The sequence below is a fragment of the Methanothrix soehngenii GP6 genome (assembly GCF_000204415.1).
GTDB lineage: Archaea > Halobacteriota > Methanosarcinia > Methanotrichales > Methanotrichaceae > Methanothrix > Methanothrix soehngenii.
In genome coordinates, this window is the sequence record NC_015416.1 from 1 (window position 1) to 12,269 (window position 12,269).

General features: G+C 45.3%; 6 protein-coding genes. 2 read left to right on the top strand and 4 right to left on the bottom strand.

Translation table 11 applies throughout. The annotated features are described in order from the left end of the window. Positions 1 to 52 precede the first annotated feature (52 nt). Complete coding sequence (locus MCON_RS00005) at positions 53 to 2,995, top strand: S8 family serine peptidase (RefSeq protein ID WP_013717992.1); 2,943 nt, start codon at positions 53 to 55, stop codon at positions 2,993 to 2,995. Here MCON_RS00005 and MCON_RS00010 read toward each other — a convergent pair. Both MCON_RS00010 and MCON_RS00015 read right to left on the bottom strand, forming a co-directional pair. After that, positions 2,943 to 4,070, bottom strand: coding sequence for an IS256 family transposase (locus MCON_RS00010; protein ID WP_048131541.1), 1,128 nt, complete (start codon positions 4,068 to 4,070; stop codon positions 2,943 to 2,945). The two genes, MCON_RS00005 and MCON_RS00010, sit on opposite strands and share 53 nt — an antisense overlap. 140 nt (positions 4,071 to 4,210) lie before the next feature. After that, the gene (locus MCON_RS00015; protein ID WP_013717993.1) at positions 4,211 to 5,338 is read right to left on the bottom strand and encodes an IS256-like element ISMco5 family transposase; all 1,128 of its coding nucleotides are present in this window, start codon (positions 5,336 to 5,338) and stop codon (positions 4,211 to 4,213) included. A 39-nt stretch (positions 5,339 to 5,377) separates the two neighbouring features. Here MCON_RS00015 and MCON_RS00020 point away from each other — a divergent pair, with 39 nt between their 5' ends. Further along, positions 5,378 to 9,148 (top strand): S8 family serine peptidase, encoded by a 3,771-nt coding sequence (locus tag MCON_RS00020; RefSeq protein ID WP_013717994.1) that lies wholly within the window; start codon positions 5,378 to 5,380, stop codon positions 9,146 to 9,148. 281 nt (positions 9,149 to 9,429) lie between these two features. Here the strand turns inward: MCON_RS00020 and MCON_RS00025 are convergent, their stop codons facing one another. Both MCON_RS00025 and MCON_RS00030 read right to left on the bottom strand, forming a co-directional pair. Continuing rightward, positions 9,430 to 11,514 (bottom strand): S9 family peptidase, encoded by a 2,085-nt coding sequence (locus MCON_RS00025; RefSeq protein WP_013717995.1) that lies wholly within the window; start codon positions 11,512 to 11,514, stop codon positions 9,430 to 9,432. A 384-nt stretch (positions 11,515 to 11,898) separates the two neighbouring features. Continuing rightward, positions 11,899 to 12,207 carry a hypothetical protein gene (locus MCON_RS00030; RefSeq protein ID WP_013717996.1) on the bottom strand — a complete coding sequence of 103 codons (309 nt, stop codon included), beginning with the start codon at positions 12,205 to 12,207 and terminating at the stop codon, positions 11,899 to 11,901. Positions 12,208 to 12,269 lie beyond the last annotated feature (62 nt).

Consider the following 12,269-nt stretch of genomic DNA (forward strand, 5'->3'; position numbering starts at 1 on the left):
ATCAATCCTTATTCTGTCGTTAATAGGATTAATAATATTACCTTCAGGCGCAATGGAGGGCGGCAATCCCGCTCTCTACAATGCATACAAAGGGCTGGATGACCTTGGTGTAAAGGATGCATGGGATATGGGCTACACGGGCAAAGGAGTGAATATAGCGATAATAGACTTTGGCATAGACTTCGCTACTCCAGACCTCATGGGAACTCAAGCCCGTGTCTCAAATGTAAGCTCTCCTTACTATGGCTGGCCCATTGTAATAGATCTGGAGTCTCTCTCCTATTATCAGGATGGAACCTCTGGCTTTAGTTCTCATTATGCAAATACTACCTCGATGGATGTAAGGGATTATCAGGTAACAGGAACCAGTAAGAGCGGGATTTACCATATTGGAGATCATCCCGACCAGCACATTGCTCAGTTTTATGGCCAACAAGTGAAGGTTCTCGTGGTCGATGAGAGTGTCTCTAGCGTTTATGATACAGTATACGTTGATTTGAACAACAACCATGATTTCAGGGATGATAAGCCTTGCAGAAAGGGCGATGAGGCCTCCTATTGGGATAGAGATAACGATGGCTATCCTGATGAATCTGGTGGCATGGTTTACTTTATAGCTGATGGCAAGACGCCTCTGCCTTTATCAAGGATGCTCTATGGTGAGAAAGCAAAGATACCGAAGAGTGGAGAGTTAATTGCATTTGAGTGCGATGGTGACTTTCATGGAACCATGTGCGCCTCATTAATAGCGGCCCAGGGCAAAAATGTTATGGGCATCGCCCCTGATGCCAGGATAATATCTGTTCGACTGGGAAAAACTGAGGAGCTTCTCTGGTTGCTGGCTGTGCTCGGCTATGATGGAGTTCCGAATACTGGAGATGAGGCAGATGTTGTAAGTCGAAGCGGAGGTTTCATGTATCGCCTTAACAAAGGTGCTGATGAGGGCTCAGCATTCTTAGAATATCTCTCCACAAACGTCTCTCCGTCCACAGCTATGATATTTGTAAGTGGAAACGACGGTTCAGGGTATGGTACCTGCAACCCACCTTCAGGAGAGCATGCGATAAATGTAGGCGCAACCTATGATCAATGGTGGAACAACTCCTCCTATCGAGGAGATGTAACCTGTTTTTCTTCTCGCGGGCCGAACGCTCTAGGTCAGGTCAAACCGAACGTACTAGCCCCTGGCTACCGTACGCCCGAATCTCTGCCTTTATGGATAACTCACAGCGGCAAGGCCGCATGGGACAATCATGGCGGCGGGACCAGCGGTGCAACACCCCATGCGGCTGCAGTTGTCGCTCTGATCTACCAGGCTTACAAAGAAGCTCATGGAGAGTTTCCGACCTCTGAGAAGGCCAGGGACATTCTCATGTCCTCAGCTACCGACATCAATGAAGAGATCTTCGCTCAGGGATCGGGTATGATAAACGCCGCAAAAGCAGTGGAGATCGCATCAGGAAGGAACGGAGTTCTGATTGAACCGGCCCTTCTGGTCACGGCTCCTGTTGAGGCCGGATCCACTCTAAAGTTCAGCTTCACTCTGACGAATCATTCTGGCAGAACAGTTAATCTAAAGCCCCAGATCCTGATTAAAGACAAAACGTGGGAATTTACACAAAGCTCGGCGAATGAGAGCATTATAGCTATCCCTGAAGATATGCTCACCTGCAACCTGCTGAAGGTTTCTTCCTATTATTCCAGGGATGCCAGGAATACAAAGCTGGAGAAAAATGAAGGCTATGACATATACCTCTACAACTGGGAAGATATGAATGAGGATGGAGAAATACAAAATGATGAACTGAAAATAGTAGCGCTGAATACTGTTGCTTGGGGTTACGGATTTACGTCTGAAGCAAGAATGCATGATCCGTCAAAGCGAGTGAATGATGGACTTGCTGTTGTTCTCAAGAAGAGGGGCGAGATACAGAGCAATGAGACAAAAGTAGTGGTCGAAGCATATAATTGGACGCCATGGGATATCGGAATGAATATCAATGGCAGTAAGATGAGTGTTTCAATACCAGTACCCAACACTACAGGCGTATTTCAGGGAAAGCTCCTTCTAGAGGGATATGATGGGAGACAGTGTATTCCGATATCCTTCTCAGCCTATAAACACGATGATATCTCGTTAAGCAATACTGACGATATCTACGAGAATGCCAAGATATATGGCAGGTTTGAAGGAGACGGCAAAAGCGGATGGGATACGAGGTTCTATCCGTTATACCATCGTGGTCATGACTTGGCAAATATCGATGTTACATGGGAGGATCCAAATACTGATATCGATGTTTATCTCTATGGGGAGAGTGCTTTTAATGCCTCAGATCTCTGGACGTATCCCACAAAACCGCCCGTTAACCTGCCAAAATTAAAGATTTTAAGAGAAAACGGTCATAGCCGAAGAATCCTTGGAGATACCTTCATTATTTCTGATGAGGGTGTCGCAGGTGGCCCCAGCTATAACGTATTTTCAACATCCACGGGAGAGAATAGAGAGGTGATAACTGGTGAACTGACGAACGGGCTAAACCTTATTGTCCTGCGTCAAGTGGTCCCTGGAGGCAATGAATATGGCGAAAATGTATCTATAGAGATCAATATCACGCCCTATAATCCCATTAATCTCGTAGCTTTAGCAGGAGAGACGGTGAACCTCACGCAAAGGAATGCAGGAGTGGACTCGATAATGGGCTTTTCAAAGGGCGATGATCTCAAGAGTGGAGGATACTTGGAGACCTTCCAGGCAGAGGAGGGAGATCTATTGCTGATCCGTTCCAATTGCACTATTTATAAGCCACAGATATTCTTTGATTCAAACAGAAATGGGACGATTGATAGGGACATAGATGAGCTAATATTTGGCGAACAAAGGTTCGACGAGGCAGTGTGCCGAATTTTCTGTAAAATCCTGGCCTCGTATCCACAACCATTTACTCCTTTATCACAGATAAGTACTTTCTACCGGTCAGCCACTCCTCGTTGATATTCATGAGTATGGCAACTCCAAGCCTAAGAAGTGACCCATCATTGGGAAAAGCCCCAACGACTCTGCTTCTTCTCTTGAGCTCCTTATTGATTCGTTCCAGCCCGTTGGTGGTTCTAATCCTTCTCCAATGCTCTTTGGGGAATGATTTATGATTCCATATGTCCTGACTAAACCGGTCGATCGTATCAGCTGATTTTGAATATCTCTTCTGCCTGAGTTCAATAGCCAGCTCCGCCATCTTTGTTTGGTCTTCGAATCCTTTTCTGAGCTTCTCTGCTATCTCTTCCTTATCCTTGTTTGGAATATTGTTAAGCACCGCCCGGCTGAAATGAACCTGGCACATCTGCCATGATGCACCCAAGAACCTTGACGAGACTGCTGCTTGTATTCCTTTATGACCATCTGATATTACCAGCTCAACACCACTCAAACCGCGATCTATAAGCTCATCAAAAAATCCAGACCAGAATCCTTCGCTCTCGCTATCGGTAATCTTGGCTCCAAGAATTTCGCGATATCCATCATCACGAATCCCTGTGATGACAAGAAAAGCTTTAGTTACGTATTTTCCGCCATCCCGGACTTTGAAGTAACTCGCATCAACAAAAATGTACGGCATCGGGCGCTCGATAGGTCTTTTAAGGAACTCCTCTACTTTTTCATCTAGCTCCTTGGCTATACGAGATACTGTAGAAGCTGAGAGACGTTCAACTCCCAAATGAGAGATCACCTCTTGGATCCGTCTTGTTGAAACGCCTTGCAGATACGATTCTGCTATCGCATTTGTCAGAGCTATCTCCACGCGAGAATATTTATCAAAAACACAGGATTTAAACGAACGGTCTCTAAATTGAGGTTTTTTAAGTTCCAGGTCTCCAACGCGCGTTTTAAGAGATCGCTCTTTATAGCCATTGCGTTGAGTTGTTCGCGTGGCATTTCGCTCATAGGGCTCGGCTCCTGATTGCTGTATCGCCTCTAATTGCATGACTAGGTTCAAGAACCAGGTCAGTAGCTTCTTTAATCCATCATCCTGATCGACAAGGTAATCTTCTAGCAGATCAAATATCTCCATGGCTCTGTATCCTCCTTGTTTCCAAACATATAGTGGGTACAGGGCCTTTATATCATTTTACAGAAAAGGAAGTACACTACCTTCGCCGGTAGTGTCCCGAAAATGCTGTAATTTCGTAGCCGCCCTGTATCCTACTATCATTACTCTACGTCCATCGTTAAATACTTTTTACCTGTGACCCACTCTTCATTTATATTTATCATGATGCATCCTGCCAATCTCATCAGGGATTGATCACTCGGGAATGCTCCTACAGGTCTGCTTCTGCGCTTTAATTCCTTATTGATGCGCTCAATGATGTTTGTGGTTCGTATCCTCTTCCAATGGGCCTTCGGATACGCCTTATAATTCCATAGATCGAATCTGAACCTGTCGATTGTCTCTGCAGCTGGATCGTACCCTCTATCTCTCAGCTCCTTCGCCAGTTCTTGCATCTTCATCTCGTCATCGGATGCCTCTTTTAGCTTATCGGCGATCTCCTGTTTGTCCTTGTTGGGAATGCTCTCCAGGACTGCCCTAGAATGATGAAAATGGCAATACTGCCAGGAGGCTCCCACAAAAGACGATTCCACTGCCTTTTGAATTCCCTTGTGTGCATCCGATATCACTAACTCGACGCCTTCTAAGCCTCTATCTTTGAGGTTTCTGAATAGTGTCATCCAATAGCCACTGTCCTCCGATTCCGCTATGCTGGCGCCCAGGATCTCTCTGAGACCATCCTCGCGAATCCCCACTACAACCAGCAAAGCCCTGTTCTTGTATTGGGCACCGCATCTCACCTTGAAGTAGGTGGCGTCAACCAGCAGATAGCGAATCTTGACTTCAATTGGGCGCTTGAGGAACTCCTCCACTTTTTCGTCGAGAATCTTGCATAAACGAGAGACCTCAGACGCAGATAACCTGTTCAAACCGAAGTTTTTGACCAATTCCTCCATTTTTCGGGTTGAAACGCCCTGGATATATGATTCTGCAATCGTCATTAGCAGAGCTTGTTCTACACGACAGTATCTTTCAAATACGCTTGATTCAAATGGGAATTCTCTGAACTGAGGCTTATTAAGGGTTAATTCGCCAACGCGGGTCTTGAGGGTTCTCGATCTGGTGCCGTTTCTGTGTGCCTTTCTCTGAGGGCTGCGCTCGTAGGGAAGCGCACCGCTCTGCAGATATGCCTCAAACAGCATTACCGCGTTCAGGAACTCGGTTATGACCTGCTTCAGTCCGCTATTCGGATCGACAAGATAATTTATTACTGGCTCTAATGGTTGCATGGCCTTGTGTCCTCCTTGATTTCGTGAGACAACTCAAGTATGGATACAGGGCCTATTATAATTCTTGCAAATGATCAAAAATGCTGCTACTACCAAAGCAGCATCCAATACATCGCCAGGATTATTACTACTATTTTACATCACAATCGGGACACTACCGACTTCGCCACTCCTGACCTCATGGGAACTCAAGCCCGTGTCTCAAACGCAAGCTCTCCTTACTATGGCTGGCCCATTGTTATCGACCTGGATTCGCTATCTCTCTATAATCAGCAAAGCCCAGTAAACCCTTTCATCCAGAGCCGTTATGCGGATACCTCCTCGATAGATACAACGGGCTTTCAGACGACTGGAACCAGCAAGAGCGGCATCTACCATATAGGCGATCATCCTGATGGGTATCTTGCTCAATTCTTTGGGCAGCCTGCAAAAGTTCTCCTGGTTGACGAGAAAAGCTCTGGGGTATATGATACGGTGTACGTGGATTTGAATAATAATCGAGATTTCAAAGACGATAAACCTTGCAGAAAAGGCGATGAGATCTCCTATTGGGATAGAGATAAGGATGGCTATCCCGATGAATCGGGAGGCATGGTCTACTTTATAGCTGATGGCAAGATGCCTCTGCCACTAGCCAGAACGCTCTATGGTGAGAATGCAAAAATACCGAAGAATGGAGAGCTGGTTGCCTTCCATTACGATGATGGCTCACATGGAACTATGTGCGCCGGGATAATAGCTGCTCAGGGAAAAAATATCAAGGGCATCGCCCCTGATGCCAGGATCATGCCAGTCCAAAACTCGGCGGAAAACGATATGATCCTGTGTCTCCTTGCCTCAATCGGTTATGACGGAGTTCCAGAAAGCGGAGACGAAGCAGATATAATAAGCAGAAGCGGAGGCTTTTCGTATCTCTTCAACAAAGGCGCTGATGAGGGCTCCGCTTTCTTAGAATACCTAACCACCAATGTTTCGCCGTCTACGACTATTGTGTATGCAAATGGAAACGACGGATCTGGATACGGCACCTGCCAGTCCCCATCGAGTGAGCATGTTATCAATGCAGGCGCAATTTACGATCTTTGGTGGAACAGCTCTTCATATAGCGGTGACGTAATCTGTTTCTCCTCGCGTGGCCCCAATGTCCTCGGTCAGGTAAAGCCGAACGTATTAGCTACGGGTTATCTCGCACCTAGGGTCTTACCCCTATCAGAAACTCACAGTGGCAAAGCCGCATGGAACGATATGGGTGGCGGGACCAGCAGTGCAACGCCGCATGTTGCCGCAGTTATAGCTCTAATTTATCAAGCCTACAAAGATGCCCATGGAGAATTTCCGACCTCTGAGAAGGCCAGGGATATTCTAATGTCTTCTGCTACAGATATAGATGAAGAGGTCTTTGCCCAGGGCTCGGGAATAGTAAATGCAAAGAGGGCAGTGGAAATAGCATCCGGGAAAGATGGAGTTTTGATTGAACCTGCACTGCTCGTCACCTCACCTGTCGAGGCCGGTCCCGCTTTGGAGTTTAATTTAACCATTTCAAATTACTCTGGCAAGCCAATCGACTTGAAACCAAAAATTTTAGTAAAGGAAAAATCAAAAGAATTAACTTTCGAGAATATAAATGAAAATATCGTATTTACATTACCAGGGGATATGCTCGACTGCGATTTGCTGAAGGTCTCCTCGTATTATCCAAGAGATTCCAGGAGCACGAAACTGGAGAAATACGAGGGTTATGATCTTTACCTCTATAATTGGAGAGATACGGATAGAGATGGAGAAATACAAGAACTTGAACTTGAGTCCATAGTCTCACCTGCAGGTGATATGGGCCTTGGATTTACCTCCGAAGCTAGAGTGCATAATCCTGCTGAACGAATGGATGATGCAATTGTGGGCATCTTGAAAAATAGAGGTGAAATAAAGAGCGATGTGGTTAAGGTGGCAGTCGAAAACTACGAATGGAAACCATGGGACATAGAAACAAATCTTGATGACAATTGCCTCCGCGTCTCAATACCGACTCCAAGCACCACAGGGGTATTTCAAGGCAAAATACTTCTGGAATATGGTGACGAGAAGCAATGCATTCCCATATCTCTTTCGACCTATCTGCACGATGGTATTAAAATAAATAATACGGGTGAGATCTTCGAAAATGCTAAGATCTACGGGAGGTTTGAGGCTGAGCCAAGCAAGTTCTGGGATTCCAGGTTTTATCCGATATATCACCATGGCTATGGTTTAGCAACCGTTGAAGTTGCCTGGGAAGATCCGAATACGGATATAGATGTTTACCTCTATGGAGAAGACGTTTTCAACACATCAAAGCTATGGAAATTTACCGCCGCTGCACCCGTGGAGCTGCCCCCGTTGAAAGTTCTAAAAGAAAATGGACATAGCACGAGGGTCTCAGGAATCAACGTTATACTTTATGGTGATAGAGGGGTTGGGGGCAGCTACAGCAATTTTTACACATCTACGGGAGAGAATAGAGAGATAATAACCGGTGAATTAACTGAAGGACTGAACTTGATCACGCTGCATCAGGTGGTCTCTGGAGGTAATAAGTACGGAGAGAATGTAACTGTAAAAGTCAGTCCCTTGTCCTTTAACCTCATTGATATTAGAGCAAAGGCTGGAGAAACGGTAAGCTTCCTGCCAATAGGAATCGATGGCATAACAGGCTTTTCTAAAGGCGAAGAGATCAAAGGCGAGGAGTTTGCATTCAGCCCTATGGTCTTTCAAGCAAAGGAAGGAGATGTGTTAATGATACGTTCCGACGATGCTGAATACTCGCCACAGATATTCTTTGATTCAAACGGGAATGGAACGATGGACTGGGGAGCAAATATATACTTCGGATCGGATGATAGCAGCGAGATGGATGAGCTTATATTTTCCGAAAAGAGGTATGATGGCATCGATCCTTCTTACATTGATATAATACCAATTCATAGAAATGGGACTTACTTTTTTTTCGTCATGAACCTTTACGGCGGTCTTGAACTCTACCATATGAAGAGTCAATTTGAGGCTAATACTAACGCCAGTGCACCAATGAAGATAAAAGCGCCTGAACAGGCAGGGGCATATTTGGGAATAGCAGAAAAGGACGGGAATCTCATACCCATTCCGGTAAAACTGGTGGTAGAAGCCGGTGAACCGATATCTATCTCCCTAGATACTGCAAACCGTGCTGATCCCAATCTGCCTTTTGAAGTCAAGCTAGAGGTGCAGGACAAATTTGGCAATTTGGTCGAGAATGATACAGCAACTGCTGTTATAGAATTTAATGGTACCACGAAGAATGTGGATCTCGTTAAAGGAAAGGATTCGATCAACTTAACAGCTCCTGAGAAAACAGGGATCTACAAGATAAAAGCACAAAGTCGATACGGCATATCTGAAAAAGATATTGAAATCATTGACAAAATCCCTATTGAAACTGGTAATACCAGCATTAACAGCACAGAAATTGAAGAGAAGATGAATCAGATAGGAGATACGAGAGGTCCTGCATCGACGGAGCAAATAAAAGATCTGCCCAAAAAGGTTGAATCAGTATCATCCATCTTGACAAGTGGCAACATAAGCCTCACCTGGCAGGCTTCAGAGGATGCGGACTATTACAATGTGTATCGCCTTAAAGGTGCCTCATTAGAGAAGCTTGCTGAAGTAAAAAGTCCCGAATATACTTTGAAAGGAGAACTCTGGAAGAGCTATACTTTCAGGGTCTCTGCCGTGAACCGCGAAGGAAATGAGAGTGAACTGAGCGATCCTGTGGGGATAGTGGTTACTCCATGAGATGAACTTAATGATTTCGGATACCAGAATCATGCGGCGGGCTAGATGATAAATAGAGCGAATAAGAAAACAGGAAGTGTGCCAGTGGTCACTGAGCTGGCAGAGCTAATGCCTAATGCAAAATAGCCAGGGGTATTAAGGCTATCCGCTTATCTTTTTTTGGCTCATATTATCATCATAACAACTTTAGTCGATAAAAGAAAATGAGGCCTGCGAATGAAAAGAAGAAAAACGCTAAATCAGAGACGCTATTGAAAAAAGTAGTCTTCGAGGCCCTTAAATTATTTGCCTGATTTCTCTGGGAGGTTATGGTAATCAGATCCATTGAGTGCCGCCTCTAGCCCGGGCACCTCCTCAGCGCCGACCGGCACGGTAATTGCGGAGCCCTGGAAATCCTTATCAATGGGCTCAAATCGCCCGCCTAGGTGCTTGGCGAAGAACGCCTCAGCCACTGCATAGAAGGCGATATTATTCTTAGGCCTGACGAATCCATGTCCTTCATCCGGAAAGAGTACATAGGTCACAGAGAGATTTCTCTCCTGCATGGCCAGGACCATTTGAGCGGATTCACTCTGATTGACTATAGGATCATTGGCACCCTGAGCGATTAGCAGTGGCCGTCTCACACGATTTGCATAATTGAGAGGAGACCGTTCAGAAAGCAGTTCCCGTCCCTCTTTGGTGCTTATATTGCCCACGAAGTTTGTCCAGCGAACTCTATCCCAGTGATCATAAGGAGGAATGTTTTCCTCGCTGGAGGTGAGATTAGACATGCCGCAGATGTCCACTCCACAGGCGAAGATCTCTGGCGTGAAGGCTAATGCAGCCAGTGTCGCATAGCCGCCGTAGCTGCCTCCCATAATACCTACACGATCCGGATCGGCTATCCCTTTCTTCACGGCCCAGTCTACTCCATCGATGAGGTCATATTGCATCTTTCTGCCGTACTCAAATTTTCCAGCGTTTGTGAAGTTCTTGCCAAAGCCGGTCGAGCCCCGGAAGTTGATGCTCAGAACAGCATAGCCCCGATTTGCAAGCAGCTGATGGATGGAATTGAGGCCCCAATAATCACGTCCCTCTGGTCCGCCGTGTACGAGTAAAACCATTGGTAGAGGTCTATCTGGGATATCATCCCCATTGGAATCGCTTTTTGATGGAAGTGTGTAATAACTGACCAGGTCGAGACCATCCCGTGATTTGATGATCACTGGAATCATTTTAGCTAATGGCTCGCTCTCAAGCTTTTCATTCAGCGTAAAGAGAAATCTGGCATTTCTTGCATCTCTGTCATAATAGTAGTAAGCTAAAGGGCCATCATCACTCATATAGACAACCGTCCAGGCTTTGTCGTCGAGAGTCCGACTCTCTATGAAGAAGTCGCCATCATTAACTGTACGCAGATACTCTATGTCGTCTTTTATGCTCGGGTCGATTATCTTCCAGTGCATCCTGTCATATTCGGCGGCCACTGCCTGCACGTTTTTCTTAGTAGGATGAATAAGCGGTCTGTAAAAGCCTCTGCCGTCCAGGTCCACCTTCTCATCTTCTGCAATTATGGTCTTTTCGCCCGTCTCCAGGTTATAGGCATAAAGTGCAGCTGTATCGCGGCTACGGCTGTCTTTCAGATAAATCACCTTTCCGGTGCTGTCAAACCCAAGAATATCGACGGTCAGCTCGTCTTCCCATCCGATCTCTGCGAACGGTTTCCAGTCACCCTTTTCGGTCCGCTCAAAAATCTCCTTTCCGCCACCAGGAGTCTGCCTGGATGCAAAGCGAATATGGTAGTCGTCATCGATATAGAATTTATGAAATCCGTCATTCTTCAGGAGAAGTGTCATGCCGCCCGTCTCGATGTTTAATCGATAGAGATCACGGAATTCAGGGCTGCGGTTATTTAGCCCTATGATGATCTCCTCTGGATATTTGAAGCTTAAAGCTTGGATAGTGGTCTGAACACCATTTAAATGCGTGAAATTTTTAATTTTTTCATTGCTCAGGTTAACGCTGTATACCTGCCAGTTCCAATCCCCATTTTTATCCTGCAGGTACAGTATGTGCTCATTGGTATAGGCCCAATTATACCTGGTTATTCCTCGGTAAGTGTCATTTGTAACAGGTTTGGCCGAACCTGGATCACCAACAGGTCCCACCCAGATATTTGTAACGCCATTTACAGGTGCAATATAGCTGATCTTGGATCCATCAGGGCTAAGCATCACACTAAATTTATCCTCGCTACTGAATAGTATATTCCGTGGGATGAGTGTGACATTTCCGTTCGCGTGACTGTTAGTAATATTCTGTTGGGCAGAGATTGCGTTACTCAGTATAAAGATTAATACAATAAATCCATATATTTTTTTCATAGATTCCTCCATTTCATGAAAATACCGCCTTTGACACACTCATATCGATTGGATATGAGGAACGATCTTTTCGCTGGCTTCTTGTGCTATTATTTTCACCACCCGAATCTTTTATTGATCTGTTTGATTATAAGTATAAAAACATACCTAAAACATCGCTTTAGTTACTCAAAGAATCTCAAATAAGTCACAAAAAATTTTTTGTCTTCATTTCAGAAATGTTATTATTCATAATATAGTCCAATGATTTATACCCATTAACTGCTGTAATTCGATAAAAGCGAACTCATGCTTGCGGAGCGCCAGCGCATTTAGGGGTCTCGCCTTATTGATGAAATTAGAGGGCATGAAGTTATGCCCTCTTTGCCTAATGTGCACTCTTGATTAATCGCTGTCAAACTTAAGCACCCTGTCGTAGGCTATTTCGGTATAAGATGGCCCTACCGCTGTCTCTTTCTCATTATATGCCCGAAATACGATGTAGGCGGTATCGTTCAGCCCTATGCCGTATGATCCGGGACCTGTGGGAACCTCCGTACAGTTTACCTCGCCACTGCAGTTCCGGGCCATCTTCCATACGTAAAGGTACTTGGCCGCCGGATTTCCTGGGAGGTACTCCTCTGCGGTTCCTTCGAATATCCTAAATGCCTCCTTTGTCTGGCAGAAGATGAACTGACTTAGTGTTAACGGCAAAACTTAAGTAGATCTTCGATTCAATATTAATGAAAAGGGGGTATTATATGATAAGAGCATTT